Source organism: Arthrobacter sp. FW306-1B-G06A, assembly GCF_058781765.1.
The window spans coordinates 26,421-53,083 of record NZ_JBYSXB010000025.1; the positions used below are offsets into that span (position 1 = coordinate 26,421).

The 26,663-nt window shown below is 65.0% G+C and carries 21 protein-coding genes and 1 riboswitch; of the genes, 6 read left to right on the forward strand and 15 right to left on the reverse strand.

Features of this window, described 5'->3' with window-relative positions; translation table 11 throughout:
• Positions 1-7: 7 nt before the first annotated feature.
• From AC3WJM_RS14020 to AC3WJM_RS14035, 4 genes are all read right to left on the reverse strand, one after another.
• Positions 8-490 carry a MarR family winged helix-turn-helix transcriptional regulator gene (locus tag AC3WJM_RS14020; protein ID WP_059388130.1) on the reverse strand — a complete coding sequence of 161 codons (483 nt, stop codon included), beginning with the start codon at positions 488-490 and terminating at the stop codon, positions 8-10.
• A 179-nt stretch (positions 491-669) separates the two neighbouring features.
• Positions 670-2,400, reverse strand: coding sequence for a thiamine pyrophosphate-binding protein (locus AC3WJM_RS14025; protein ID WP_492272200.1), 1,731 nt, complete (start codon positions 2,398-2,400; stop codon positions 670-672).
• Positions 2,397-3,470: an agmatinase gene (gene speB / locus AC3WJM_RS14030; protein ID WP_441433336.1), complete on the reverse strand. Its 1,074-nt coding sequence runs from the start codon at positions 3,468-3,470 to the stop codon at positions 2,397-2,399. Before speB ends, AC3WJM_RS14025 begins: the two co-directional genes overlap by 4 nt.
• 182 nt (positions 3,471-3,652) lie before the next feature.
• A complete protein-coding gene (locus AC3WJM_RS14035; protein WP_492272201.1) occupies positions 3,653-6,313 on the reverse strand; it encodes an exo-alpha-sialidase in 2,661 nt (886 codons plus the stop codon).
• Positions 6,314-6,593: 280 nt separating this feature from the next.
• Between AC3WJM_RS14035 and AC3WJM_RS14040 the strand changes: the two genes are divergently transcribed.
• Positions 6,594-8,582, forward strand: a complete 1,989-nt coding sequence (locus AC3WJM_RS14040; RefSeq protein ID WP_284989690.1) for an APC family permease — start codon at positions 6,594-6,596, stop codon at positions 8,580-8,582.
• A gap of 64 nt (positions 8,583-8,646) precedes the next feature.
• Here AC3WJM_RS14040 and AC3WJM_RS14045 read toward each other — a convergent pair whose 3' ends face one another.
• The 3 genes from AC3WJM_RS14045 to AC3WJM_RS14055 all read right to left on the reverse strand — a co-directional run bounded on the left by AC3WJM_RS14045 (position 8,647) and on the right by AC3WJM_RS14055 (position 11,246).
• Entirely contained in the window at positions 8,647-8,988 is a 342-nt protein-coding gene (locus AC3WJM_RS14045; protein ID WP_059388134.1) for a P-II family nitrogen regulator, read from the reverse strand.
• A complete protein-coding gene (locus tag AC3WJM_RS14050) occupies positions 8,985-10,400 on the reverse strand; it encodes an ammonium transporter (protein ID WP_492259258.1) in 1,416 nt (471 codons plus the stop codon). The genes AC3WJM_RS14045 and AC3WJM_RS14050 overlap by 4 nt, the downstream gene beginning before the upstream one ends.
• A gap of 270 nt (positions 10,401-10,670) precedes the next feature.
• The gene (locus AC3WJM_RS14055) at positions 10,671-11,246 is read right to left on the reverse strand and encodes a helix-turn-helix domain-containing protein (RefSeq protein ID WP_059388136.1); all 576 of its coding nucleotides are present in this window, start codon (positions 11,244-11,246) and stop codon (positions 10,671-10,673) included.
• Positions 11,247-11,549: 303 nt separating this feature from the next.
• On the opposite strand from AC3WJM_RS14055, the gene AC3WJM_RS14060 reads away from it, so the two are divergent.
• On the forward strand, positions 11,550-13,082 hold the full coding sequence (locus AC3WJM_RS14060) for a sodium:solute symporter family protein (protein WP_306962165.1): 1,533 nt from the start codon (positions 11,550-11,552) through the stop codon (positions 13,080-13,082).
• Positions 13,083-13,163: 81 nt separating this feature from the next.
• Positions 13,164-13,283, forward strand: a riboswitch (SAM riboswitch).
• Positions 13,284-13,297: 14 nt separating this feature from the next.
• Positions 13,298-13,618 carry a hypothetical protein gene (locus AC3WJM_RS14065; RefSeq protein ID WP_059388138.1) on the forward strand — a complete coding sequence of 107 codons (321 nt, stop codon included), beginning with the start codon at positions 13,298-13,300 and terminating at the stop codon, positions 13,616-13,618.
• 24 nt (positions 13,619-13,642) lie between these two features.
• On the opposite strand, the gene AC3WJM_RS14070 is transcribed toward AC3WJM_RS14065, so the two are convergent.
• On the reverse strand, positions 13,643-13,831 hold the full coding sequence (locus AC3WJM_RS14070; RefSeq protein WP_059388139.1) for a hypothetical protein: 189 nt from the start codon (positions 13,829-13,831) through the stop codon (positions 13,643-13,645).
• Positions 13,832-14,179: 348 nt separating this feature from the next.
• On the opposite strand from AC3WJM_RS14070, the gene AC3WJM_RS14075 reads away from it, so the two are divergent.
• Positions 14,180-15,286, forward strand: a complete 1,107-nt coding sequence (locus AC3WJM_RS14075; RefSeq protein ID WP_492272202.1) for a VIT1/CCC1 transporter family protein — start codon at positions 14,180-14,182, stop codon at positions 15,284-15,286.
• A gap of 47 nt (positions 15,287-15,333) precedes the next feature.
• On the forward strand, positions 15,334-16,254 hold the full coding sequence (locus tag AC3WJM_RS14080; RefSeq protein WP_442880142.1) for a matrixin family metalloprotease: 921 nt from the start codon (positions 15,334-15,336) through the stop codon (positions 16,252-16,254).
• Positions 16,255-16,356: 102 nt separating this feature from the next.
• On the opposite strand, the gene AC3WJM_RS14085 is transcribed toward AC3WJM_RS14080, so the two are convergent.
• Positions 16,357-17,310, reverse strand: coding sequence for a polysaccharide deacetylase family protein (locus AC3WJM_RS14085; protein ID WP_284989685.1), 954 nt, complete (start codon positions 17,308-17,310; stop codon positions 16,357-16,359).
• A gap of 11 nt (positions 17,311-17,321) precedes the next feature.
• Positions 17,322-18,833: a purine-cytosine permease family protein gene (locus tag AC3WJM_RS14090; RefSeq protein WP_306962159.1), complete on the reverse strand. Its 1,512-nt coding sequence runs from the start codon at positions 18,831-18,833 to the stop codon at positions 17,322-17,324.
• Positions 18,834-18,942: 109 nt separating this feature from the next.
• Between AC3WJM_RS14090 and AC3WJM_RS14095 the strand changes: the two genes are divergently transcribed.
• On the forward strand, positions 18,943-20,430 hold the full coding sequence (locus AC3WJM_RS14095; protein WP_492272203.1) for a PucR family transcriptional regulator: 1,488 nt from the start codon (positions 18,943-18,945) through the stop codon (positions 20,428-20,430).
• A gap of 42 nt (positions 20,431-20,472) precedes the next feature.
• Here AC3WJM_RS14095 and purU read toward each other — a convergent pair whose 3' ends face one another.
• Genes purU through AC3WJM_RS14120 form a run of 5 tightly spaced genes read right to left on the reverse strand, consistent with a single transcriptional unit; the run spans position 20,473 to position 26,659 of the window.
• Positions 20,473-21,381 carry a formyltetrahydrofolate deformylase gene (purU, locus tag AC3WJM_RS14100; protein ID WP_059388142.1) on the reverse strand — a complete coding sequence of 303 codons (909 nt, stop codon included), beginning with the start codon at positions 21,379-21,381 and terminating at the stop codon, positions 20,473-20,475.
• A gap of 2 nt (positions 21,382-21,383) precedes the next feature.
• Positions 21,384-22,775 carry an L-serine ammonia-lyase gene (locus AC3WJM_RS14105; protein ID WP_059388143.1) on the reverse strand — a complete coding sequence of 464 codons (1,392 nt, stop codon included), beginning with the start codon at positions 22,773-22,775 and terminating at the stop codon, positions 21,384-21,386.
• Positions 22,775-23,410, reverse strand: coding sequence for a sarcosine oxidase subunit gamma (locus tag AC3WJM_RS14110; RefSeq protein ID WP_284989683.1), 636 nt, complete (start codon positions 23,408-23,410; stop codon positions 22,775-22,777). Before AC3WJM_RS14110 ends, AC3WJM_RS14105 begins: the two co-directional genes overlap by 1 nt.
• Positions 23,403-26,348 (reverse strand): FAD-dependent oxidoreductase, encoded by a 2,946-nt coding sequence (locus tag AC3WJM_RS14115; protein ID WP_492272204.1) that lies wholly within the window; start codon positions 26,346-26,348, stop codon positions 23,403-23,405. The genes AC3WJM_RS14110 and AC3WJM_RS14115 overlap by 8 nt, the downstream gene beginning before the upstream one ends.
• Entirely contained in the window at positions 26,345-26,659 is a 315-nt protein-coding gene (locus AC3WJM_RS14120) for a sarcosine oxidase subunit delta (RefSeq protein WP_059390258.1), read from the reverse strand. Before AC3WJM_RS14120 ends, AC3WJM_RS14115 begins: the two co-directional genes overlap by 4 nt.
• Positions 26,660-26,663: the final 4 nt, after the last annotated feature.

A 26,663-nucleotide genomic window follows, 5' to 3' on the forward strand; every position in this document is an offset into this window, starting at 1 on the left:
GCTGCTCCTAAGCTGTGTGGTTCAAGTGGTGGGAGCCGGCCGCCGTTGCCCGGACTGAGTGGTTGAGTGATGTGGTCAATTTCTCCAGGACCTGCCCTGCTTCCAAGGCGTCTTCCTCGCTCCACTCCGCGAGGTAGGCCCGCAAATTGAGGCTGCGCTGTTCTTCGAAGTTCCGGACCTTTTCGATGCCGGCTTCGGAGAGGGCCACCAATTGGGCCCTGCCGTCGGCAGGATCGGGACGGCGGACCACCAAACCGAGTTCCTCCAGTTCGGCGATGTGCCTGCTGAGGACCGGTGGGCTGACGCCGAGCCGGGATGCGAGCTTCGTGGCCCGGGACTCCCCCTCGCCGATGAAGCGCATGACGCCTTGCAAGGCGAACCCGACGTCGGCATCCTTCGCGATGTTCGCGGTGACGATGCAACGCAGCACCCGCTGGAGATCGAAAATCTGATGGACGAGTTCGGTTGCTGTGCTGGATGCTACAGCCATGGAAGACACCTCACTTTTGTTTGCCTAAAGCAACTATACGCCCAAATGATTGCTTTGGGAAACTAATGATGTGTGAGATGCGTTAAACACCGAGCGCGAGCTGGCAGTTAATGCCCTCATCTTTCGAAAAATGGGTCATTACCTGCCAGCTCGCGCTGGGGTGTGAAGCGTCCGGGGTGTCAGTCGCCCAAGTGCGTCGGGCCGAACATCTTCAGGAGGGTTTCAACCACGACGACGTTGGGGCCGTCCGCGGCGAAGCCCTCTTTGAGCGCGTCCCCGACGCCCTCCGGGGCCACCCTGCGGGCCGGGACGCCGAAGGCCTCGGCAAGCCTGACGAAGTCCGGGCGGGCGAGCTCGGTGGCCGTGGCCTTGCCGAAGGCGCCCACCATGTATTCGCGCAGGATGCCGTAGCCGCCGTCGTCCACGATCAGCCATGTGACCGGGACGTTGTGCTGCTTGGCGGTGGCCAGCTCGGAGATCGAGTACATGGAGGAACCGTCACCGGAGACGGCCAGCACGCGGCTCGGCTTGCCCACGGTTTCCAGTCCCACGGCACCGCCGATGGCCGCCGGGAAGCCGTAGCCGAGGCCGCCGGCGCCCTGGGCCGAGTGGAACTGGCCCTCGCGGGAATCCCAGCAGCTCCAACCCCAGTACGCGGAAATCGTCATGTCCCAGAAGGTCTGCATGTCCGCCGGAACGGCCTCGCGGATATCGGCCATGAATTTCAGTTCCTTGCCGAGGTCCTGCTCTTCAAGCCGCGCCTTGACCTTGGCGAGGGACTCCTTGACGAGCTCCTCGGGCGTGATGCCGTGCCAATCCGGTGCCGCAGCCGTCGCAGCAAGTGCCTCGTCCAAGGCAGAATCCAAGGCGGCAAGGGCCTGGCCGGCGTCGGCGCGGATGCCCAGGCCGGGCCGGTTGGACTCGAGGACCCGGGGCTCGGCGTCGATCTGGATGATGCGACCGCGCGGCTCGAAGGTGAAGTAGTTGGACGTCACCTCGCCCAGGGAGGAACCAATGACGATCAGCACGTCGGCGTCCTCGAGGACATCCGTCATGTGGCGGTCTTCGATCCAGGACTGCAGGGACAGCTCGTGGGTCCACGGAAACGCTCCGTTACCACCGGGCGTGCAGATCACCGGGGCGCGGAGTTTCTCGGCGATAGACAGGAGCGACTTTTCGGCCCGGCCGCGGCGCGTGCCGCCGCCGGCGATGATCGCCGGACGCTTCGCCGTCGAGAGCCATTTGACGGCTTCGCGGATCAGTTCGACGCGCGGCGGGTTGTCGGCCGCTTCGGCGAGGGCGTCCTCCACCGGCGGGACCATGATGGGGTCCAGGAGCACGTTCTGCGGAATTTCGATCCACACCGGGCCCTGCGGAGAGGAAATGGCCTCGGTCCAGGCATCCTGGATGGCCGAGGGAATCCCGGACGCGTGCTGGATGAGGCGCTGGCTCTTGGTGACGTTCGCGGCCGAGGCTTTCTGGTCATCGAGCTGGTGGAGCATGCCCTTCCGGCGCGCCCCCAGACCTTCCAACGGGATCTGGCTCGCGACGACGACCATCGGCACGCCAGTCGCGTACGCTTCCTGCAATCCCGCCAGGGACGTCAGCGCCCCCGGACCGGTGGAGAGGAACAGCACCCCGACCTCGCCGGTGGCACGGGAGTACCCGTCCGCGGCGAACGCCGAGTTGTTTTCCACGCGGGAGGACACGAAGTGAAGCTTGCCGCGGCCCATGGCGTCGAACAGGCCCAGGGCGTGCTGGCCGGGGATCCCAAAGACGGTCTTCGCACCGAGCGCCTCGAGGGTCTCGACGACGAGGTCCCCGCCGTTGCGGACAGGCCTGCCAGGGGCCTCCGGCCGCGAGGGGCCCCCGGCCGAGCTTGCGAGGGTGGGGAGCGGCTGGGGATTCACTTGAGGGCCTCCGCAGCGTTGGCGACGAAACCGGCCGGGCGCCGGGATTCCTGGCCAAGCGCCTGGGCAGCGTAGCCATTAAGGGCGCCGTGGCGGCTGCCTTCGACGGCGTTGTCCGCCATGAGGGTGACGAGCTCGTAGGCAACGTGGCTGGCCGCGACGCCCGTGATCTCGGCGTGGTCGTAGGCCGGGGCGACCTCGACGATGTCCGCGCCCACGAGGTTCATGCCGCGGAAGCCACGGATGATTTCGAGGAGCTCGCGGCTGGTGATGCCGCCGGCTTCAGGCGTGCCGGTACCCGGAGCGTGGGCCGGATCGAGGACGTCGATGTCGACCGAAATGTACAGCGGACGGTTGCCGATGCGGTCCCGGATCTTGGCCACGGTTTCGAGGACGCCCTGGTAGTAGACGTCCGCCGAGGTGACGATGCCGAAGCCGAAGCGGTGGTCGTCGTCGAGGTCCTTCTTGCCGTAGAGCGGGCCGCGGGTGCCGACGTGGCTGATGGCCTCGGTGTCCAGGATGCCTTCTTCGACGGCGCGGCGGAACGGGGTGCCGTGGGTGTACTCGGCGCCGAAGTAGGTGTCCCAGGTGTCCAGGTGGGCGTCGAAGTGAAGCATGGCAACGGGCTCGCCGGCGCGTTCGGCGGCGGCGCGGAGCAGCGGCAGGGCGATGGTGTGGTCGCCACCGAGCGTCACGAGCTTGCTTCCGTTGGCGGTCAGGTCCAGCGCGTTCTGCTGGATGGTCTCGATAGCCTCGTTGATGTTGAACGGGTTCACGGCCATGTCGCCGGCGTCGGCAACCTGGATGTTCTCAAAGGGGCTGACGTCCCAGGCCGGGTTGTACGGGCGCAGCAAACGGCTGGCTTCACGCACGTGGTTGGCGCCGAAGCGGGCGCCGGGGCGGTAGGAAACACCGGAGTCGAAGGGGACGCCGACCACCGTGACATCGGCCTTGGCAACCTGGTCCAGTCGCGGCAAGCGGGCATAGGTGGCAGCACCGGCATAGCGCGGGATTCGGGCCGAATCAATGGGACCGAGGTTGCCGTTGGCCTCAATACGAAGCTCTTCCAAAATGCGCCACTCCTTTGTGAATAGGTGGATCGGACAGTGACTGTGACACCAATCATACACTCAAAGTTGCCTTATATGCATCACTTGTTTACATCAGCAAATACCGCCATAGTCCCCTCACCAAGACCGGGGCGGGGGCCCCCGCGCCGGGCCCAGCTTGTCATCTCATGCCTCCTCCCGGGCTACTTGTTCCCGAAGGGCGTCACTTGGAAGTCTCCGAACGACACTTGATGGCCGTCCGTATCCAACACGACGAGGCTGTCCATTCCGTTTTTCACATCGTCGGGCAGCACGAAGGTCAGGGTGTTTTGCTGCGTCGGGAAGAACCAGCCCAAACGGTAGCTGCGCTTGTTCAGGTAGACGTAGTACCACTGGCCGTACTCCACGTTGTGGACCGTCACGGTCTGCCCGCTGCGGTACTTATCCGTTCCGAGCCCCAAGTCCAGCGGCGGATTCGCGCCGATCAATTCCTGGGAAGCCACGGCTGGCTCCGAACCGGGCTTCGCAGGCTTGACCTTCAGCTCGACCGCTGGCCTGGCCAACTGAAGGGACGCAAGCTTGGCACCGTTGTTTGCGCTGACCGGGATGCTGATTGCCGGGATCTGCTTGGCCGCGATGTCGGCGTCGGCCAGCGTGTAGGTGGAGGTGAGGTTGACCGACTCGCCCACGGCCAGGGTTGGCTTGGACAAACCAATGGCCGCAGCCGAAAGGTCCGTCAACGCCACATTGCCGCTGTTGCTCACCGTGTAGGCGAAGGTGACGGTATCGCCCGGACCGGCAAATCCATCCCCGTCAACATCATTGAAGGTGGGAACCACCGATCCGTTCACTTGGGGATGACGGACCATCAGATCCACCTCGTCACCCGTGACCGTGTAGTTCTGGGTGGCAGCCCCACTACCGGTCACCTGCCAGCCGGTGCTGGGGACGAAGAATCCCTGGGCCGCTTCGTCTGCCGTCACGGTGTGCTGCGGGGTGCCGCAGAGGTAATTGCCCCACACGCTAAGGGCGCTGAACCGGCAGTTGCCCGAGCCTGGCGGCAGGAACGGTTGGAAGTTGCCGGACTGCGGGACAACGGATTCCGTGACGTTGCCCGTGCTGTACACCCGGAACTTGTAAGGCACCGTACTACCTACGGCGTACGGGTGGCTTGCCAGGTCCCGTCCGGCGTCATTGCGGGCGCCGAAAATGTAGGCGCCCACCACGTTGCTGGCGGAACCACCCGAAACCGTCACGGACACGGGTGCGGTAATCGACGACCCGCCCACGTTCAACCTGGCGGTCAGGGGAACCGCACCTGCCTTGGCGTACGACGGCGCCGCGACAGTCAGCTGTACAGTCGCCGAGGCGCCCGGATCGAGGGAGGCGAGCTGCGCCGTCGTCGACGTCCAATCCTGCAAGGCATCAAGGCTGACGGTCGAAGCGGGAAGCGGTGAACTGTCGTTGTTGGTGACGGTCACGCTGAGCTGGGCGCTGCCACCGTTCGTGACGGTGACGGCACCGGGGACGACGACGGCGGCAACCGGGCTCAGCCAGGCCGTGTCGAATTTCCCGAAGGTGATGGTGTTGCTGTCACCTTCGTACAGGACGCCGAAAGTCCCGTCCGAAAGGGGACTCAGGGTGGAGTAGGACATGCTTCCGGGCTTGAAGACGCGCGAGGAGCCCCACGTTTTGCCGTCGTCGGCAGAGTAGCGCACAGTGCCGTCCACCCGCGCGCCGCCGGCGGTTGGAGTGGGCGAATTGGAGAAGAGCAGCTTCTTGGCATCCGCCGATCCTGCAGCCGCGTCCGGATACATCCTGGTGATCGAGCCGTTGTTCCGCGGATCCGGGAGTTGCGTCTCGGCAACAGGCGTGCTGTACGTGACACCGCCGTCGGAGGAATACGCCACCTTCCGGAAATGCGGATTGGCGCCGGTGCTGTCCCGCGAGTTCAACATGACGCGGCCGTCGGAGAGTTCCACCGCCTTGTTCTCGTCCATGCCCGTTCCGGTGGGCTTACCCATGTTCCACGTCTTGCCGTGGTCATCGGAGTAGACGCTGTACGCCTGGATCTGGCGGCTCCCGTCGGGCTGGACAATGGTTCCGGCAAACTGCTGGATGAGCCTTCCGGCGTGCGCTCCGTACTTGAGCTGGATGCCCTCGCCGGACGAAGCGAACATGCTGACCACGCCGCCAACGTTGGGGACGCCGTTGACAGTGCTGCCGTTTGGCTTGACGGTACTGGTGACCAGCGGACCTGCAAACCCGGCGTAGGCGGAACCCGCCGCGTAGCTGGAGGGCACAGGCAGGGTGGGCTGATTGACCGGATCCGTGGACCACGTGAGTCCGCGGTCGGTGGAGACGGACACTTGCGAGCTGATCACGTTGGGGTCGGAGTCGTCGTTGCCGAGCACGCTGCCCGCAAATCCCTGGTTCTTCGAGTAGACGTGGAAGTTGAACACCGTCCCGGTGACTTTGTCCACGACGTAGCTGGGGTCGCTGAAACCGTATTTCTGTACGCCCGCTGAGCCCATCTGTCCCCGAGCGATGAAGGTGGGACTGCCCCACGTCTTTCCGCTGTCGGTGCTGCGCCGCTGGACGATCGAGTTGGCCGAGGGTGAATCGCCCCCATCGGGACGGCCATCGTAGGAAGCCAGGAGGACTCCGTCGCCCAAGTCCGCGAGCGCGACGATCCGGTAGTACTTGCCGAGCACGGGGTCGATGGCGTTGTCACCGTTGGAAGCCAGGACCTGCTCGGCGTAGCTTCCCGGAGGGTTGGAGGGAACGTTGGGACTCGGGAATGGATCCAACGCGGCGTAGGCGGGCACAACGGTTGACGTCACGAGAACTGCGGCGGCTGCCAAGGAGACGGCTAGTCTGCCCCGACTCCATCCCGGCCGCCTCCTGACCCTGTCACTGAGTAGCGGGTTATTCATGCGTAGCCCTTTCGTTTTTGGTCACATCCAACATAGGACGTTCTATATGCTACGTGATGCCGCTCACATGCCAAATGCTTGAATGCGTCTTTCCTGGAAGTGACCCGCCTCACAAGCGGCGTAAAGATTCCATAAAGACGGGCATCCACTCCCCGGTACACCCGTACGCTCCATCTGGAGCAGCTTCCAGGCTGCGCGAAAGGACCATGTGACAACGCTGACCAGGCCGCCGGCCGAACCCTCTGACCGGCACAAGCCCGCGGGCGACATCAAACAGGGGCAATTCAAGCGATGGCTGCTCGACGGAATGCCTGAGACCTCGGGAAAACGCCAGGGTCCACACGGCAAGCCGGACGAGGGCCACACTCCCCAGTCCTGGTGGAAGGTCATGTGCCTCACCGGCGTCGACTACTTCTCCACCCTCGGCTACCAGCCCGCCATTGCGGCGCTCGCCGCGGGTATCGTTTCGCCGCTCGCCACGATTGTCCTGGTGGCCGTCACCCTGCTCGGCGCCCTGCCGGTCTACCGCCGGGTGGCTTCCGAAAGCGCCCGCGGCGAAGGCTCCATCGCGATGCTTGAGCGGCTCCTCCCCCGGTGGGGCGGCAAACTCTTCGTCCTCGCCTTGCTGGGATTCGCCGCCACGGACTTCATGATCACCATGACGCTCTCCGCCGCGGATGCGAGCGCCCACGCCATCGAAAACCCTTTTGCACCGGAATGGCTCCATGGGCAGGAAATCACCATCACCCTGGCGCTCATCGCCGGGCTTGGCGTGGTGTTCCTCAGGGGATTCAAGGAGGCCATCAACGTCGCCGTCGTGTTGGTGGGCGTCTATCTGGTGCTGAACGCCGTCGTCGTCGCGGTCGGCTTGGCGCACGTGGTGACCGAGGCGCATGTGGCGACCGATTGGTGGGCTGCATTGAACCAGCAGCACGGCAACCCGTTGATCATGGTGGGCATCGCGCTCCTGGTCTTCCCGAAACTTGCCCTGGGGCTCTCAGGGTTCGAGACCGGCGTCGCGGTCATGCCCCAGATCAAGGGCAGCCCGAGCGACACGGAGGAAAATCCCGCGGGCCGCATCCGCGGCACCCACAAACTGCTCACGACGGCGGCACTCATCATGAGTGCCTTCCTGGTGGCCTCGAGCTTCATCACCACGTTCCTGATTCCGGCCGCTGAATTCCAGCCGGGAGGGAAAGCCGACGGTCGAGCCCTCGCATTCCTTGCGCACCAGTTCCTGGGCGACGGCTTCGGCACGGTGTATGACATCAGCACTATCGCCATCTTGTGGTTTGCCGGGGCCTCCGCCATGGCCGGCTTGTTGAACCTCGTGCCGCGCTATTTGCCGCGTTTCGGCATGGCCCCGGCGTGGACCAAAGCCGTCCGCCCGCTGGTCCTCGTCTTCACGGCGGTTGGATTCATCATCACGTTGGTCTTCGAGGCAAACGTGGAGGCCCAAGGCGGTGCCTACGCCACCGGCGTCCTGGTCCTCATGACCTCGGCCTCGATCGCAGTCACCCTGTCCGCGCGCCGGAAGAAGCAACGGGGCAAGACCCTCGCTTTCGGTGCTGTGGCGGTGGTCTTCGCCTACACCACGGTGGCCAATGTGGTGGAACGCCCGGACGGTATCAGGATCGCTGCCCTGTTCATCCTCGGCATTGTCCTGGTGAGCTTCGCGTCGCGGGTACGCCGGTCCTTCGAACTGCGGGCTACCCACATCAAGATGGACCAGATGGCCCTCGAGTTCACGGCATCGAACGAGGAAGGCCCCATCCGGATCATCGCCCACGAGCCCAAGCGGCTGAGCGCCGACCGGTACGAGTTGAAGCTGCAGCATGCCCAGCAAGCCAACCACTTGCCGGTGGACAGCCACGCGATCTTCATCGAGATCATTGTGGATGACAGCTCAGATTTCGAGCAGGAACTCCTCGTGGAAGGCAAGGTCCGGCACGGCTTCAAGATCCTGGAGATCCACAGCAACAACGTGCCCAACACGCTGGCCGCGGTACTCCTCCACATCCGCGACGTCACGGGACTCATGCCGCACATCTATTTCCGCTGGACCGAAGGCAATCCGATCGCCAATCTGAGCAAGTTCCTCTTCTTCGGCGAGGGCGAGATTGCACCGGTGACCCGCGAAGTGCTGCGCGAAGCCGAACCGGACATCACGCGCAGGCCATGGGTGCACGTGGGATGAACATGGCAGTGTTGGTGCCGCTCGCCGCAGAGCGGCACCAACAGAGCGGCACCAACACAGTCTTCTAGCTGATCGCGGAGGCGCCACGCTCCCCGGTCCGGACCCGGACGGCTTGCGAAACGTCGACCGTCCAGATCTTCCCGTCTCCGAACTGGCCCGTACTTGCACCGGAGATGATGGCGTCCACTATTCCGTCCACGAGATCGTCCGTGGCCAGGACCTCCACCCGGATTTTGGGAAGGAGATCGGAATTGTATTCCGCGCCCCGGTACACCTCCACGAAGCCCCGTTGCTGGCCGTAACCGTTGGCTTGGCTCACGGTCATCCCGTTGACTCCAAAGTGTTCCAAAGCTTCCCGGACCTCGTCGATCCGCTCCGGCCTCACGATGGCCGTGACCAGTTTCACGTCGACGCCTTGCTGCGCATCCGATCTGTTTTCCCGTTGGAGCTGGCTTCTGGGTCACCGCTGGAACTCGACGGAGTTTTGCCGTTCTGCGGTTCTCCGGGATTGAAGGACCCGCCAATCATGGCCAGCTCGTAGGCTGTTTCCGCGTGCTCCGTGATGTCGATGCCGGCCAGCTCTTCGTGCTCCTTGACGCGCATGCCCACTGTCTTGTGGATGGCGAGCCCGATGAGCGTCGTCATGATCGCCGTCCAGGCGGTGACCACCAAGGCCGTCAATATTTGGGGCCAGAATTGGCTCAGGCCGCCGCCGTAGAAAAGGCCGCCTTCAGTCTTTGCCGAGGGTACCGCGAAGAATCCGAGGGACAGGGTCCCCCACAGGCCGCCGACAAAGTGGACGGCAACAACATCCAAGGAGTCGTCAAGGCCGATCTTGAACTTCAGTCCGATGGCCAGTGCACAGACGGCACCCGCGATGACGCCGATGACGATGGCGCCAATGGGGTCCACGAATCCACAAGCCGGGGTGACCGCCACCAAGCCGGCGACCGCGCCGGATGCGGCACCAAGGGACGTCGCGTGGCCGTCGCGCAGCCTTTCGACAAGCAGCCAACCGAGGAGCGCCGCGCTTGTGGCCAAGAGGGTATTCGTCCAGGCGAGCGCGGCGATTCCATCAGCGGCCAGTTCCGAACCGGCGTTGAATCCGAACCACCCGAACCACAACAGGCCTGCCCCGAGCATCACGAAGGGGAGGTTGTGCGGCCGGATGTTGGGGTCTTTCATGAATCCGAGCCGCTTGCCGAGCACTACCGCAAGCATCAGCCCTGCCATGCCGGCGTTCATGTGGACGACGGTGCCACCGGCAAAGTCGAGGGCCGAGATCTTGCTGCCGATGATCCCTGTGGATCCGAAGAGGCCGCCGCCCCAGACCCAGTGGGCAATAGGAGCGTAGACAATGGTGACCCAGAGGCCGGCAAACAGCAGCCAGGGGCCAAACCTGACCCGTTCGGCCACCGCGCCACTGATCAGTGCCACCGTGATGATGGCGAAGGTGGCTTGGAACCCTATGAAGACCATGTCCGGCAACCCCGGGGCTTTCCCGCCGATGACGCTGGCCAGTCCGCTGAGTCCGAAGTTCGCGAAGGGATCTCCGATGAAGCCGCCAAGGGTATCCGGGCCGAACGCGAGTCCGTAGCCCCACAGGGCCCAGACCACCGCGACGACGCCAATGGCGCCAAAGCTCATCATCATGATGTTGAGGACGGACTTCATCCTGACCAGGCCGCCGTAGAAGAACGCCAAACCTGGCGTCATGAGAAGGACGAGGGCGGAAGCTGCAAGCATCCAGGCTGTTGCGCCTGGATCGAGGGTCTGGGGGTTCACATCCAGCCCTACGCTGAAGAATACTGGGTTCATTTCGGGAGCCTTCCTGCATATACGGCGCTCCATGGCGCCCGCACGGCGAGACCATTTTTAAAACGAACAGGTCCTGGTACCCCACGGGATACCGACCTTGACGAGTTGCCTTGACTCGAAGGTACAGTCGCCCTGTTTCAGCAGTCGGCACGGATCATTTCAGGCACGTAACACCGAAGGTCCCAGGGTTAAATCCCGGAGTCAGTCATGTTTCAGGCGTGTTACGCCGCGTGTCGGCCACATGCGGTCCCGTATCGCAAAGTGCCGGCGTCAGCGGCTGGCTGCCGGCACCAGGATCCAGAGCACCTCAACGGGCTCGTCGGTTGGATTGACCCAGGTGTGCGGCTCGCGGCCCGGGAAGGACAGCGTGTCCCCCTCTTCGAGTTCGTACTCCTCGTTGGTGAGGATCAATTTGATGCGGCCCTTGACCACGTGCAGGACGTCGACGTCGCAATCGACGGCGTAAAGCTCGGCTTCTCCCCGGCCGCGGGGCTCGATGGAAGCCTGTAGGATCTGCAGCCGTCGTTCCGACCGGGCGGTCAGGAGCCGCTCCACGATTCCCTGGCCGCCAAGCGAAATCCGCGGCCCATCGTCGCGCCGCGTCAGGTGCGTCTCAGGTGCGGCGAAAAGATCGCCGATGGAGACTGAAAGAACTTGGCAAAGCGTCACAAGGGAAGCGACCGACGGCGATGTCAGGTCACGTTCCACCCGGCTCAGGAACCCTTTGGTCAGGCCGGTGGCGTCGGCAACCTGCTCGATGGTGAGCCGCTGCGATTGGCGGGCGGCACGGATTCTGGAACCGATGGCAACGGGGACATTGCTCGGTTCAACGGGGAGAGCCTTCATTCACGAACCTTTCAGGCCGTTTCTGCGGCCCTGTCATTGCAGCAATAGTAGCCGGATCGCCCGCGCGGCAGGGCCTTTGGCAAGCTGGAGGAGCGCCGATGAGTCTGCTGGGCGAGACAGCACCTTGACTGTTACTCGCATCACTACGTATCCTCATAGGCAACAAGTGTTGTTTGTGAGGCATACATCACAGACTACTCTCCCCAATCACCAGCGCAGAGACCTTCCGCAACCCGCAACGAAACCCAGCGGACCGGCGTCGGAATCCCCAAGGGCTCTGCGCATCACTTTCAGGAGCCAACCGTGGACTCTTCGTTCATCAATATTGCGATCGTGGTGGTGTATTTGCTCGCCATGCTGGCCTTCGGCTGGTGGGGCAAGTCGCGCACCAAGAACAACAGCGATTTCCTCGTGGCAGGACGCCGCCTCGGTCCGATGCTCTACACCGGCACCATGGCCGCAGTCGTCCTCGGCGGCGCATCGACGGTTGGCGGCGTCGGCCTCGGCTACAAGTTCGGCGTCTCCGGCATGTGGCTGGTTGTCGCGATCGGTTCGGGCGTGCTCCTCCTGAGCCTGCTTTTCGCCGGCACCATCCAGCGGCTGAAGATCTACACGGTCTCCCAGATGCTGAGCCTGCGTTACGGACAGCGCGCCACACAGACTTCCGGCATCGTCATGCTCGCCTACACCCTGATGCTGTGCGCCACGTCCACGGGCGCCTACGCCACCATCTTCGTTGTCCTCTTCGGCTGGGAGCGCTGGCTCGCCATCGCCGTCGGCGGCGCAATCGTCCTGGTCTACTCAACGATCGGCGGCATGTGGTCCATCACCCTCGCCGACCAGGTGCAGTTCATCATCAAGACCGTGGGCATCTTCTTCCTCATGCTCCCGTTCGTCCTGAACGCCGCAGGCGGCTTCGATGGCATCCGTGCCCGCGTTGACGCCAGCTTCTTCCAGTTGGACGGCATCGGAGCACAAACCATCATCACGTACTTCGTGGTCTACACCCTGGGCCTGCTGATCGGCCAGGACATCTGGCAGCGCGTCTTCACCGCCAAGACTCCCAAGGTGGCCCGTTGGGGCGGTGCCACCGCGGGTATCTACTGCGTCCTGTACGGCGTCGCCGGCGCATTGATCGGCCTTGCCGCCCGCGTGGCACTGCCCAACATCGACGTGAAGGCCCTCGGCAAGGACGTCGTCTACGCCGAGGTTGCCACGCACATCCTGCCGATCGGCATCGGCGGCCTCGTGATGGCCGCAGCAGTCGCGGCCATGATGTCCACGGCTTCCGGAGCCCTCATCGCCGCGGCCACCGTTGCCCGCGCCGACGTGGTCCCGTTCGTGGCCAGCTGGTTCGGCAAGACCGTCAACACCGACGACACCGAGAACCCCGAGCACGACGTCAAGGCCAACCGCTACTGGGTCCTCGGACTGGGCATCGTGGCCGTGTTGATATCCATGGCGGCGCAAGACGTCGTGGTCGCCCTGACCATCGCCTACGACATCCTGGTGGGCGGCCTGCTGGTTGCCATCCTGGGCGGCCTGGTCTGGAAGCGGGGCACCGGTATTGCCGCGGCCTGGTCCATGGCCGTGGGGTCCGTACTGACCCTGGCCCTGCTGATCGCCTATGCCACGGGAATCATCCCCAGCGAAGACGGCGTCTACGCCAACGATCCCATCTATTGGGGCCTCGGAGCCTCGTTGCTGGTGTACGTCGTGGTCTCGCTGCTGACGCCTCCCACGGAGCCCCAGGTCCGCGAAGCATGGGACCGTCGCGTCGCCGGAGGAGTCACCGAGGAACTCCCGCTGGAGGCCCACCCGGTGGCCAGCCACTAAGTTTCACAGAGTCAAGTACGACGGCGGCGCCTCACCTTTTTCCGGGGTGCGGCGCCGCCGTCGCATGTACAGTAGGAAGAGCTTCAAGAGATGTGGCGCCAAGCTCCGACTTGCCACACGCCAACCCCATGTTCACGGGTGGTTCGGATGAAGAAGCGGCCCGGCTCGGACCAGAGACAACCGAACGGGCAAGAGCAACTCCACAGGAGAAGGCCATGCCTTTCGAAAACGGCGCCACCGCCATAGCCGACCGCACCACCCAGCCCAGCACCCTCTTGTCGCCCCGCCCCCGCCGGGTGGACGAATTCGTCCGGGTGATTCCCGGCGTCGACCTCTCCCAAGGCTCCGTCACGTTCGTCGTGGACGGAAACCTGGAACGCTATTGGCACCATGAGCCGCGGCTCATCACCCAAGCCCTTTCAAAAGCGGTCCAGCCCGCCCGCTGGTTCCCCGCCACACGGAAACTCACCCTGACGGTGGCGGCAACCGGGCACCGGGCAGGCGTGCAGAGGCACTTCATCCTGAGCGCGTTTTAGCTCCGGGGTTTAGCGAGCCCGGGGCTATTCGAACTCTTCGTCCTCGCGGTGTTCCTCTGCGTCGAGCGGAACCACCCGTTCGTCGTCGTCGAGGACCTCGGATTGTTCCTCCCAGTCCTCGTCCACCTCAAGGTCTTCGCTGTAGTCGTAGGCGGGATCGGCCTCGACCGTGGGACGGTCGGGGTGGCGGGCGTGGGTTTCGGTGCTGTCCATGGTGCAACCTCCGTTCGACGTGCCGCTGAGCCCATCGCACAGGCACATGAGGCAGCCGGTCACCACGCTACCCCGCCAATTCGTGGACCCTGTCCATCCATCCCAGCACTGCCCCCAGCCGCGGTCAAGGCCTCCCGGGAGCCTCCCGTTTTTGAGGCGCGCCTAAAACGTCCAGTGAGGATTGCCAGCCGAAAAACCGCGGAAATTGGCGATAGAGTGGAGCCGCAATGAGGCGATGAAGCCCGCCCCAGCAACCCAGGAGTCCCGGTGCACCCGCACGCAGATCCACAGAACCCGACAGATCCAGACAACGCGCATCCCGACAATCCCTCGGACCAAAGCAGTCCATTGCAAGATGAAGCGGCCCCCAAGACTCCCCCGTCGTCGTCGGACATCAAGCGCTGGCGTCAGTACTTGGCGGACGAGCGGGCCGAGGCCGCCGTGTACCGCCAACTGGCGCAGCGCCGCGACGGCGAGGAACGCGAAATCCTGTTGGCACTCGCAGAGGCCGAGGGCCGCCACGAGGCACACTGGCTCAAGCTCCTCGGGGAACATGCCGGCATGCCGAAGGCGGCCTCGATCCGAAGCCAAATGCTCGGCTTCCTCGCCCGGAACTTTGGATCAGTGTTCGTGCTGGCCCTCGCCCAAAGGGCTGAAGGCCGCTCGCCTTACGCCAAGGATCCAGCAGCGACCCGCGCCATGGCGGCTGACGAACAGATCCACGAGGAAGTAGTCCGCGGCCTGGCGACGCGCGGCCGCAACAGGTTGTCCGGCACTTTCCGCGCGGCCGTATTCGGCGCCAACGACGGCCTTGTCAGCAACCTCTCACTCGTAATGGGCATGGCGGCCACCGGCGTCCCCGCCACTGTGGTCCTGTTCAGCGGCATCGCAGGCCTGCTGGCAGGCGCGCTGTCCATGGGTGCCGGCGAATATGTCTCTGTCCGCTCGCAGCTCGAGCTCCTCAAGGCCACCCGCCCCACCCAGGCCACGCTGACCGCAGCCCCGGCCCTGGACATCGAGCACAACGAGCTGGTCCTCGTGTATCTGGCCCGGGGCATGTCCCGCGAAGCCGCCGAACACCGGGCCGCTGAACGCATGGGCGTCTACAGCTGCGATTGCGATCCCAGCCTCTCCCTGCACCCCGAAGTGGAAGAAACCGTCAATGAGCACGAGGCCGTGGGCTCCGCCTGGGGCGCCGCGATCTCGAGCTTCTGCTTCTTCGCTTCGGGCGCCATTGTGCCCATCCTGCCGTTCATCTTCGGCATGACCGGCTTCGCGGCGCTTGCTGTGGCCGGCACGCTGGTGGGCATCGCGCTTCTGTCGACCGGCGCCGTCGTCGGCTTGTTGTCCGGAACCTCGCCGCTGACCCGCGGCCTCCGGCAGCTCGCCATCGGTCTCGGCGCGGCCGCGGCCACGTATGGGCTGGGCTTCGTCTTCGGCGCTGTCATCGGTTAGTACCGCCGGCCCGCTGGGGTGCCGGGTACGGGGATTTGGGGGAAGACTTGCATTCAAACTACGGGTACGACGGCGGCCCGCCGCCCAAGCGCCCCAGCACCGCGCTCGCGCTGTTCCGAAATTTGATGCTGGTGGCGGTGGTCGCTGCCGTAGCCGTGTTGGTCAGTGGATTCCTCCGGGGCGACCCTGGAATCACCGGCTTGCTTCCGAACCTGGCCCCGTCCGCCCACGCCACGGCAAGCAGCTCCGGGCCGGGCGGGGCTCCCGGACAGGGTCAGCCAAAGGCGGCCCGCGCGCCGGATACACCGCCGCCTGGCCTGGAAGAAGCCGGCCACCCGCTTGGCTCCCCCGCCAAGCCTGCGGTGGCCAGCAACTCCTTCAAGTTCCTGGCCACCAATGCCGACGGCACCCCCGTGGGCTACTCTCCGTGCCGGCCACTGCACTACGTGGTCAACGCGGCTCTCGCCCCGGCCGGATCCGAGGGGCTCATCGCCGACGCCATTGCAAAGATTGCCGCTGCTACGGGCCTCACATTCGTTGACGACGGCACCAGCAAGGAAACCCCCTCCGAGAAGCGCAAGCCGTACCAGCCCGCGCTCTACGGAGACCGTTGGGCCCCGCTGCTGATTTCCTGGACCACTCCCGAGGCGGCTCCCGCATTGACAGGATCCGTCATCGGAACCGGCGGCAGCACCATGTACAGCTTCGGCACCGGACCCAAGAGCTACGTCTCGGGAAGCCTGGACTTGGACGCCCCGCAAATCACGGAACTGCTGGGCGTCTCCGGCGGCGCCCATTACGTCTCCGCGGTGATCCAACACGAACTTGGCCACGTGGTTGGCCTTGACCACGTAGACGATCCGATCCAGCTCATGTACCCGGAGATCGGCGCCCCTGATGGTTTGGCGGCCGGAGACCTGAATGGACTCTACAAACTCCACACCGCTCTGTGCCGCACCGACCTGTAGCCCGGCCCACCCTTAGCCCGGCCCACCCAACTAGCTCGCATTAGGTGTCGTTTTGGGCCCTGATAACGACAACAACTGCGAGTCAGTTGGGTGGGGACGGGCTTAGTTGGGGGCGGTTTCCAGCACGCGGGCGGACGTGAAGCTGGCTCCTGCGCCCGGGTAGGACGGGACCTCGATCCGGGCGTGGCTGTGGATCTCGTTCACCGTGGCCTTGGTGTGCTCGGCGATCCGTTCCAAGGTGGTCACCCACATCCCGTCCATGGCCTTGACTCGTCCGATCAGCTGCTCCAAGGCAACCGCCTTGGACGGACGGCCGGAGATGAAGGGGTGGTTGGTCAAGACGAAACAGCTGCCTTGGGTGTGGTGGGCTTCGGCTTCGAGGGTCCACATCTCCAACACCTTGGCCGGACTCTCGATGACCCCGCTGCCTGTCACTCCCGGATAGAACGCGTATTGTTCCCAATCGTCCAAGGCCCAATCCACCGGGATCTCCACGATGTCCCGCGAATCACCCGAATCCGAGGCAACCGCCATGCGGTAGGGGGCATCGCCGTCGAGCAGGCTTGAATCGTAGAGGAAGCCACGGTCCGCGAGCAGCGCCGGCGAATGCCAGTTGAGCTCCCACCACGGTGCCCTGTAGCCGACCGGCCTGACCCCGGCTACCTTCGCGAGCGCGTCGAGCCCGCGGTCCAGGTAGTTGGCCTCGGTGGCGGCGTCGATTCCCTGCATTGGCTCGTGCAGGTAGCCGTGGTGGGCGACTTCATGGCCGCCGTCGACGATCCGCCGCACCACGTCCGGATAGCTCTCCGCCGTGAACCCCGGGATGAAGAAGGTTCCCTGGATCTCTTGGCGCTCGAGGATCTTCAAGAGTCGCGGAACAGCAACCCTCGGGCCATACGACTGGTGGCTCATGAGGGACATGCGCCTGGTGCTCGTGGGATCGTGCGCGATGGTGCAGGATTCGGCGTCGACGTCGAACGTGAAGGACGCCGCTGCCCTGAAGCCTTCAGGCCAAGTGATCGAGTGTGCCTCGTCGGGGAAAGCGTTGGTGGTCATCGGGTGTCCTTTCAGTCGTTGACCAGATTGGCGACGGCGTCTTCCGCAACGGGCTGCGGCGCCGCGGTCTCGGAAGACAGCGGAAGGTACCGGGCATGGACCCGTGGGCCCAGCGCGCCATAGACTGCCGCGGCAACAAGTCCGCCGGCCAGCCAGGACAAGTCGATCCCGCCCATGGCCGTGGCGATGGGGCCTTGCATGATCGGCAGGACGCCGTACATGAACAGCCACGTGGCAAAGATGCCTACCAGGAGCGCGGTGATCCCGGCCCAGTTGAACGCCGGGAGCCGGCGGGTACCCACAGGGTCGAAGAGCCGGTCGACTGCTACGGGGCTGCGCTTGTCCACCCAGAAGTAGTGCACCAACATGATGCCTCCCCACGCGGCTACCCACGCCACGAGCCCGCCGAGCCACGTGCTCAGCGTTGACGCGAAATCCTCCTGCAGGATGAAGAACACGACGCCGACCAGGGCCAGGAGTCCGACGAAGAGGTTCAAGGAGCGACGCTTGGCCTTGATGTCCAGGGCCTGGGCAGCTACCGAAAAGGTGTAGATGTTCAGGATGTTCGTCGCGATGGGACCGTGCAGCACCAGGAAGAGCACCGGGATGGCCAGCACGCCGAAGTTGTCCACGATGAGGTGGCCGGGATCGGCCGTGCCGCTTTTCGTTGCCAAGCTGGCGCCAAGGATGCCGAGCCACACCACCGGGAGAAACTGGCCGAATACGGAGGCCAGGTAGACCTTGTGCTTGGGGACGGACTTGCTGACGAAGCGTGAATAGTCCGCCGCGTAGGTGAACCAGGTGATCCCCCAGCCGATGCCGATAACCGTCATCACGGTGGTCATGGCCGCGATCCGCGCGCCGCCCTCAAGGACAGCACCGGGAGGGCCTGCGTAACCCCAATCGATGTTCATGCCGAACCAGGCCACGGCGGACATCGCGATCAGCACCACGATGGTGGGCGGGACGGTCCACTTCTCGAAGGCCGCGATGGCCTTGTAGCCGAACCAGGCGATGGTGACCTGGGCGGACATGATCAGGAAGGCCACCAGGATCTTGGGGCCTACGTTGGGCTGCTCGGGATCGACCATGCCGAGCTTGCCGAGGAGTGCCATCACGAGGTCCAGGATGATCCAGGTGTTGACGGCGCACCAACCGATTCCGAGGAGCGCCTGGATGGCGCTCGGGAGGTAGTTGCCGCGGCGGCCGAAGACCGCCCGGGCCAGGACCATGCCGGTGGCACCGGTCCGCTGGCCCAGGAGGACAAACAAGCCAAAGAGCGCCATGCCGATCAGGTTTCCCACCACCAGGACCGTGACGGTATCGGCAAAGCCCAGTCCAAGCTGGACGCCGAGGGCCCCGAGGACCCAGTTGATGGGGGCAAGGTTTGCGCCTGCCCAGATCCAGAATTGGCCCGCTACGCTGCGGGTACGCGCTGATTCGGGAATGGACTGCAGGTTCTGTTCGACGTCGGTCTGCGCCGTTGCAGCCCCAGGCGTCGCAGTGGATAAGTTCTCGTGCATTGGGGGGATCCTCCGTGTAGGAAAGGGACTCCTTCAATGTATGTGCCCCACATCACAGCAACAAGATACGATGTGTACGATAGATTCCAATAATTAGTTACGGAGTGTCATGTCTCTGCTCCTTGCCGACGCCTTCGAACACGAAAGCCTGAAAGCCGCCGAACCACTTCTCCGGACGGATGTGCCCGAGGCACTGTCCCGGCAGCTCCGTTGGGTCCATTCAAGCGAAGTGCTGGACATCGCTCCGTTGCTGCGTGGCGGAGAGCTGCTCCTGAGCGGCGGGCAGGCCCTCGCCACCGCCTCGGACGAGCGGCGCGTGGACTACGTCCGCCAACTGGCGGCGCGCGGCATCACCGCTTTGGCGATCGAAACGGGTCCCGAGCTGCCCGCGATTCCGGAGTCCATGCTCGACGCCGGCCAGGACGCCGGGCTGCCCATCATCGAGTTATGCAAAGTGGCCCCTTTCGTCGGCATCATGCAAGCCATCAACTCGCTCCTTGTCAGTGAGTCGGTTGCGCAATTGCAGTTCGGCGACGAAACGAGCCACGCCATGGCGGCGGAGCTCGCGCACGGAGGCGGACTGGATCAACTCCTCGCGGTGCTGGCCGGCCGGACGGGTTCCAGCGCGAGGCTCGCCTCGCCGTCGGGCATCACTTTGGGAAGCGCGACGGCGGCCGCGCAGCCCGAGTCCGGGACCGTCACCACCGTCGATGTGCCCGTCCGCGGCGTCCTTGCGGCCCGGCTGGAGTTGGAAGTGCCCGACGACGGCGACGCCAACCTCGCGCAGGTGGCCGGCGAGCGGTGCGTCGATATCCTCGGCTTGGCCCTGCTGCAACGCATGCCGCCGGGACTCAAGGAACTTGCCGGCATCGAACTCATGCGGGCCGTCAGTTCGGGTACGCAGTCATGGCGACTGCAGCAATTGGGACCAGCGTCGGGGTTTCCCGCCAGCGGCCCGGTGGCCGCCGTCGTGGTGCGTTCCCCTGCGGCGGGGCAGCTCCGGACACGGCTCGACGGCATCCTGGACGGCACGGTTCCGCAAAGCGCGAGCTACGCGGACAACGCGGAATTGATTGCCTTGGCCGCGCTTCCCCGCACCAGGGCAGTGGCTTCGCGCATCGCGCTCATCCATGCGCTTGAGGGCCTGGAGGTCCCCGACGGCTCGGTCATCGCCGTGGGTCCGCTGGCGCAGGGAATCGGCGAGGCGCCGTGGTCGCTGGCAGAGGCGCGCCGGACGCTTGAGCTCATGCCGGGGTCCGGGCCGGGAGCCGCGAACGGCGTGGTCGATACCGAGGACTTCGCCGTCGAGCGACTGGCACAAGGAAGCCTCGACGCGGCAGTCCGTGAGGGATTCGTGCGGCGGCAGCTCGGCGCCGTCGTCGAGCATGACGAGCTGCGGCGCTCGGAGCTGATGCGGACGTTGGCCGTCTGGCTGGATACGGGGTGCAATACCGCTCACGCGGCACGGGAACTGCACTTGGAACGGCAGTCGATGCACCACAGGCTCCAGCGGATTTTCGAGTTGTGCGGCGGGGACCCCCGGGGAACGGGCAGGCTCGTCGCGCTTCACGTGGCAACACGCTTGGCGCGGCTTTAGGCAACGCCTGAACGGCCCACCGTTGGGTGGGCCGTTCAAACGCTACTTGAGCACTACGGTTCTGCTGCCTTGCAGGATCACGCGCCCTTCGCAGTGCCAGCGGACGGCGTTGCTGAGTGCTTTGCACTCGGTGTCGCGGCCGGCTGCCACGAGGTCGTCAGGACCGAAGGTGTGGTCAACTTCCACCACTTGCTGGGCGATGATCGGTCCCTCATCCAACTCACCGTTGACGTAGTGCGCGGTGGCACCCACGGTCTTGACGCCCCGGGCGTAAGCCTGGTGGTACGGCTTGGCACCTTTGAAGCTGGGCAGGAATGAATGGTGGATGTTGATGGCCCGGCCGTCGAGCTTGCGGGCAAGATCGTCGCTGAGGACCTGCATGTAGCGGGCCAGGACCACCAGTTCGACGTCCAGGCGATCGATCAGGTCAAGGAGTTGTCCTTCAGCCGCCGCCTTGGTGTCCGCGGTGACGGGCACGTGGAAGAACGGAATGCCGTGCCATTCGACCGTCCGCCTGTGGTCCGGATGGTTGGAGACCACCCCGACAATCTCGACCGGCAGTTCCCCGATACGTGCCCGGAACAGGAGATCGTTGAGGCAGTGCTCGAACTTCGAGACCATGATCAGGACGCGCCGCTTGGCGCCGTGGCGTTGCAACTGCCAGCGCATGCCGAACTTTTCGGCAACGGGCGCAAAGGCTTCCCGGAGCGAGTCGATCGTCGATTCGTCACCTTCCGATGCGAAGTGGATCCGCATGAAGAAATGGTGATCCAGTTGGGAGTCGAATTGCTTGTTGTCGATGATGTCGCAGCCGTGTTCCAGGAGGAAGCCAGAGACGGCGTGCACGATCCCCCGCGTTTCCGGGCAATCGAGCGTCAGGACATGCTCAACGGTGGTAGCCGGCAGGGCCGCTCCAGGCCGCGGGGCGGATTCATTCTGTGTGACAGTCATGGCTAGCACTCCACTACGTTGACGGCGAGGCCTCCGCGGGAGGTCTCCTTGTACTTGCTTTTCATGTCCGCTCCTGTCTCTCGCATGGTTTTGATGGCTTTATCAAGGGACACTTTGTGGCTGCCGTCGCCGTGCAGGGCAAGACGGGCGGCGTTGATGGCCTTCACGCTGGCGATGGCGTTGCGTTCGATGCATGGGATCTGCACCAGCCCGCCTACGGGATCGCACGTGAGGCCAAGGTTGTGTTCGATGCCCACTTCCGCGGCGTTCTCCACTTGTTTGGGAGTGCCTCCAAGGACCTCGCACAGACCAGCGGCAGCCATCGAACAGGCTGAGCCCACTTCACCCTGGCAGCCGACTTCGGCGCCGGAAATGGAGGCGTTGATCTTGAACAGGATCCCGACGGCGGCCGCCGCGAGCAGGAAGCGGACCACGCCGTCGTCGTCGGCGCCCTGCACGAATTTCGTGTAATAGTGCAGTACCGCCGGAACAATGCCCGCCGCGCCGTTGGTGGGTGCCGTGACAATGCGGCCACCCGCGGCGTTTTCCTCGTTCACGGCCAGCGCGAACAGGTTCACCCATTCCATGGCGAGCAGCGGGTCTGCCGAGCTTGAGCCTTGCAGACCGGCGTCGGTGGCCTTGAGCGACTTGAACAACGACGGCGCCCGTCGCCTGACGTTCAAGCCTCCCGGCAGGATTCCTTCCGCGGCGCAGCCATTGTCGACGCATTCGCGCATGACGGCCCAGATCTGCAGCAGCCGCTCGCGAAGTTCGGCCTCGCTGCGCCACACGAGTTCGTTGGCGAGCATGACATCGGAAATGGACATGCCCTCCCGTGCGCAGATCGCCAGGAGCTCGTCTGCAGTGCTGAACGGATAGGGCAGCACGGTGCTGTCAGCGACCACTTTGTCGTTTCCGGACGCGTCACCGTCCACCACGAAGCCGCCGCCGATCGAATAATAGCTCCGTTCGCGGAGCACTTCCCCGGTGTGGTCGAGGGCCCGGAAGGTCATGCCGTTGGGGTGGGCAGGCAGGGATTTGCGTCGGTGCAGGACCACGTCTTCATCCCAGTTGAAGTCCACGCGGTGATGTCCGGCTATCCGCAATTCGGCGTCGAGGGCGGCCGCGGCAACCTGGTCATCGGCGGTGGACGTGTCCACCGTTTCCGGTGATTGGCCCTGTAGTCCCAGCACCACGGCTTTGTCCGAACCGTGGCCGCGGCCGGTGGCGCCCAGCGAGCCGAAAAGCTCTGCCTGGACGCGCACCGTTGCCGCGAGTTGCCCGGAGGATTCCAGGCCGTCGGTGAACTGCTTCGCCGCCCGCATCGGGCCGACCGTGTGCGAAGACGACGGCCCGATGCCAATGGAAAACAGGTCAAGCACGCTCAATGCCATCAGGGGACCTCAGGAGAGGCGTATTCCCTCATGCCGTCAAGCAGCCAGCGGCCCAGGAAGTCGGCGAACGACGCCCTCGGGAAGATCCGGAAGCTGTCCTCGCCGGTCTTGAACAGCATGGCGGGGATGTTGCCGATTTCCGTGGCCAGGGCCGTTCCGGTGCGGAAGGCGCGGGGGTGCAGGTCCAGCGAACAACCCTTCTCCAGGACGTCTCGCGCCCGGATCCCGGACAGTTCGAAGGTGGTGCGGTTGGCGGACAAGTCCACCACCTGTCCAGGGTCGTCGCCCAAGGCCTCCACCAGGGCGCGGACAAGGTCTCCGCCCAGTGAATCGTGGGCCGATTCCGGTGCGACCACCAGGAATTCTTCCGGCCCAAGCCACAGGGTGGTGGCCCTCTCACCCCCGCTGATGTCACCGCAGGCAGCCGGCAGGCCGCCTGTCACGGACGCGAGGCGGGCTCCGGCGTCGGAATTCCTGTCAACCCGGATCCCCACCATGGTTTGGAACGGGATCTCCTTCAACGCCACGGTTCCAGCCACGGAGCCGGACTCGAAGGTCGGTGCCAAGTGCGACGCCGGGCTGCGGCGTGCCGCACGGAGCGTCTCAGGGTTTGCGGGGGTTGCTGTTTCAGCCATCTTTACGGGTCCCTTCTGCGTCGAAAAGTACGGTTTCTCCGACAACGACGTCCAGCAACTGGTCGCCGACGGAGGCCACCAAGGTCTCGCCGATGCGGTTGCGGCCGTTGGTGATCAGAGCCAGGCCGAAGGAACGGCCCAATGCGGCACTGTGGTAGCTCGAGGTCACGAAGCCCTGCATCGGCACGGGGCCGTAAGCCGGGTTGACCGGGATTCCCTTTTCCACGAGCTGGGTGCCTTCCGGAAGACGGAACGAGCCGTCCGCCGGCAGGACGCTGACCAGGTGCTTGCGGTCAGTGCGGACCGCGTCCTCGCGGCTGTACGAACGCTTGCCGATGAAGTCCTTGGCTTTGGAAACGATCCACTCCATCCCGGCATCCTGCGGGGTGACAGTCCCGTCCGTGTCCTGCCCGACGATCGGGTAGCCCTTCTCGGCACGCAGCACGTGCATGGTTTCCGTGCCGTACGGGGTGATGTTGAACTCGGCACCTGCGGCAGCAACGGCTTCCCAGGTGTTGAGCCCGTACCAGGACGGAACATTGATTTCGTAGGCAAGCTCACCGGAGAACGAGATCCGGCAAACCCGTGCCTGGACTCCGGAGGCCAGCGTGGTCTCGCGGAACGTCATGAACGGGAATGCTTCGGCGTCCAGCCCGCCGTCGGCCGCCAGTTGCGGGGCGACTTTGGCGATCACGGCGCGGGATTTCGGCCCGACGACGGCAATCGTCGTCCACTGTTCGGTCACCGACGTGCACACGACGTCGAGTTCGGGCCACTCGGTCTGGTGCCATTCCTCGAGCCAGTCGAGGACCTTGGCTGCGCCGCCGGTGGTGGTGGTCATGAAGTAGCGGCCCTCGTCGAGGCGCAGGGTCACGCCGTCGTCGAAGATCATGCCGTCCGGGGTGCACATGACCCCGTAGCGTGCGGAACCGGGGGCAAGCTTCTTGAACGCGTTGGTGTAGATGCGGTTCAGGAACTCACCGGCGTCCTTGCCACGGATCTCGATCTTGCCGAGCGTGGTGGCGTCCATGAAGCCCACGGATTCGCGGACTGCGGCGCATTCGCGGAGCACCGCGGCGTCCATGTCCTCGCCCGCTTGCGGGTAGTACCACGGCCGCTTCCACTGGCCGACGTCCTCGAAGAGCGCTCCCTGGGCAACGTGCCAGGGTTGGATGGAGGTCACGCGGGCGGGATCGAACAGCTCGCCGCGCTGGCGTCCGGCCAACGCCGCGAAGGCCACCGGCGTGAACGGGGCACGGTAGGTCGTGGTTCCGATGTCCCCGATGCCACGGGCTGCCTCGCCCGCCTGCTTGAGGGCCGCCGCGATCACGCCGATGGCGTTGACCCCGGAGGTCTTGCCCTGGTCGTTGGCCGTGCTGATGGAGGTGTACCGCTTGATGTGTTCCACCGAGCGCATGCCGGCCCCGGTGGAACGGAGCACATCGGCCACGGACTGGTCGCGCTGGAAGTCGACGAAGTGGTGGTGCCACTCCCCCGCGTTTCCGCTCTGCCCCGGCACCAGCCACAACTGGCGGGTCGGGGCGGAGGCCACAGGCGCCTTCGGCTCGACGGGCACCGTCTGGGTGCTGAAGCCTGCGGCGATAGCGGCCGCGGCACCGGCGGAAGCGCCTTCGCTCAGGCAATCCTCGAGCTCGTAGCTGCCACGGCCTGAACCGGCAACATGCTGGTCCCTGACCACGGAGCTCGGCACGAAGCCGGCCAGGTCATCGTCCCAACGCAACTTGCCCTGGCGCTGGCTGTGGAGGTGGACCACGGGACTCCAGCCACCGGAAACCGCCAGCAGATCGCAAGCGATCCGTTCGACGCCGGAGGTGACTTCGCCGTCGTCGTTGAGGCTGCGGATGGTGACGCCGTCGATCCGGCCGTTTTCCCCCGCGCCGGAGGTATCGGCGACGGCGCTGCCGACGAGGACGCGGAGGCCGCTTTCGACGGCGGTTGCCGCTTTCTCGCTGAGCTTGGGGCGGGCGTCGACGACGGCGGCGACCTTGACGCCTGCGGCCAGCAAATCCGCAGCGAGCAAGTAGGCCGAATCGTTGGTGGTGCCGATGACGACCCGCCGTCCGGCGGCGACTGCGTAGCGGTTGAGGTAGCTACGGACAGCCGAGGCCAGCATGATGCCGGGCCGGTCGTTGTTCTCGAAGACGAGCGGACGCTCGTGGGCACCGGGGGCCAGGACCACCTGCTTGGCACGGATGTGCCAAATTCGCTGGCGGGAGACGCCGTCCGCGGCCGGGCTGCCGAGGTGGTCGGTGCGGTTCTGTGCCGCGATCACATAGTTCGCGTCGTAGGAGCCGAACGCCGTGGTGCGGTTGAGGACGGTGCATTCGGCGGCGGAGACGAGCTCCGCCTCGACATCGGCGATCCATTCGAGCGCCGGCTTGCCTTCGATCACTTCGGCGAGTTCCGGGGCAGCGGAGCCGGAAAGCAGCGAGCCGCCGAGTTCGGGCTGGTCATCGATCAGGATGACCCTGGCCCCGGTGCGGACGGCTTCGCGGGCTGCCGCGAGGCCGGAAACGCCGCCGCCAACCACCAGGACGTCTGTGTGGACGTACTTCTTGTCGTACTCGGCGCGGTCCTCGTTGGGATCGAGCTTGCCGAGGCCGTTCAGGAACTCAACGTTGAGCCCGTCCACGAGAGACACGGTGGTCGCCGGAAGCATCGACTCGGCGACATGGCCGGGGAAGCGGGCAGCCACCTTGACCAGGGCGTTGGATTCTTCCACGCCGGCGGACATGATGCCGCGGGGCCGGTCCTCGTAGAGGGAGTTGCCTGCGTTGATGCGGCCGTTGGCCAGCAGAGCGGAAGCGACAGTGTCCCCCGGGTGGCCGGTGTATTCCTGGCCGTCCACGGTGAACCGCCAGGAGATGCTGCGGTCGATGCGGCCGCCGGTGGCGAGGCGGGCGTTCTGCGGGGTCACTTCGTTGCTCCTTCCGGAGTGGTGGCTGCTGTGGGGTTCACATCAGGGCGCGGTTCGCCCATCTTGTAGATGGCCTGGATGTCATAGCTGACGGTGTCACGGAGCATGTTGAACCATTGGCGGCAACCGGTGCTGTGTACCCAGCGTTCGGCGAAGGCGCCTTTCGTGTTGTCGCGGTAGAACAAGTACTCGGCCCACTGGCGGTCCGTTAGCGCGTCCGGGTTTTCCGGGTAGGCCACGTGGGCCTGGCCGCCGTAGTGGAATTCGGTTTCGTCTCGTGGCCCGCAATTGGGGCAGCTGATGAGCAGCATGGTT

Excerpts from the sequence above, each read along its gene's own strand:
- AC3WJM_RS14020 (WP_059388130.1), bottom strand. The coding sequence starts at position 490 with ATGGCTGTAGCATCCAGCACAGCAACCGAACTCGTCCATCAGATTTTC.
- AC3WJM_RS14050 (WP_492259258.1), bottom strand. The coding sequence starts at position 10,400 with ATGAACCCAGTATTCTTCAGCGTAGGGCTGGATGTGAACCCCCAGACC.
- AC3WJM_RS14055 (WP_059388136.1), bottom strand. The coding sequence starts at position 11,246 with ATGAAGGCTCTCCCCGTTGAACCGAGCAATGTCCCCGTTGCCATCGGT.
- AC3WJM_RS14065 (WP_059388138.1), top strand. The coding sequence starts at position 13,298 with ATGCCTTTCGAAAACGGCGCCACCGCCATAGCCGACCGCACCACCCAG.
- AC3WJM_RS14070 (WP_059388139.1), bottom strand. The coding sequence starts at position 13,831 with ATGGACAGCACCGAAACCCACGCCCGCCACCCCGACCGTCCCACGGTC.
- AC3WJM_RS14085 (WP_284989685.1), bottom strand. The coding sequence starts at position 17,310 with ATGACCACCAACGCTTTCCCCGACGAGGCACACTCGATCACTTGGCCT.
- AC3WJM_RS14090 (WP_306962159.1), bottom strand. The coding sequence starts at position 18,833 with ATGCACGAGAACTTATCCACTGCGACGCCTGGGGCTGCAACGGCGCAG.
- AC3WJM_RS14095 (WP_492272203.1), top strand. The coding sequence starts at position 18,943 with ATGTCTCTGCTCCTTGCCGACGCCTTCGAACACGAAAGCCTGAAAGCC.
- purU (WP_059388142.1), bottom strand. The coding sequence starts at position 21,381 with ATGACTGTCACACAGAATGAATCCGCCCCGCGGCCTGGAGCGGCCCTG.
- AC3WJM_RS14105 (WP_059388143.1), bottom strand. The coding sequence starts at position 22,775 with ATGGCATTGAGCGTGCTTGACCTGTTTTCCATTGGCATCGGGCCGTCG.
- AC3WJM_RS14110 (WP_284989683.1), bottom strand. The coding sequence starts at position 23,410 with ATGGCTGAAACAGCAACCCCCGCAAACCCTGAGACGCTCCGTGCGGCA.
- AC3WJM_RS14120 (WP_059390258.1), bottom strand. The coding sequence starts at position 26,659 with ATGCTGCTCATCAGCTGCCCCAATTGCGGGCCACGAGACGAAACCGAA.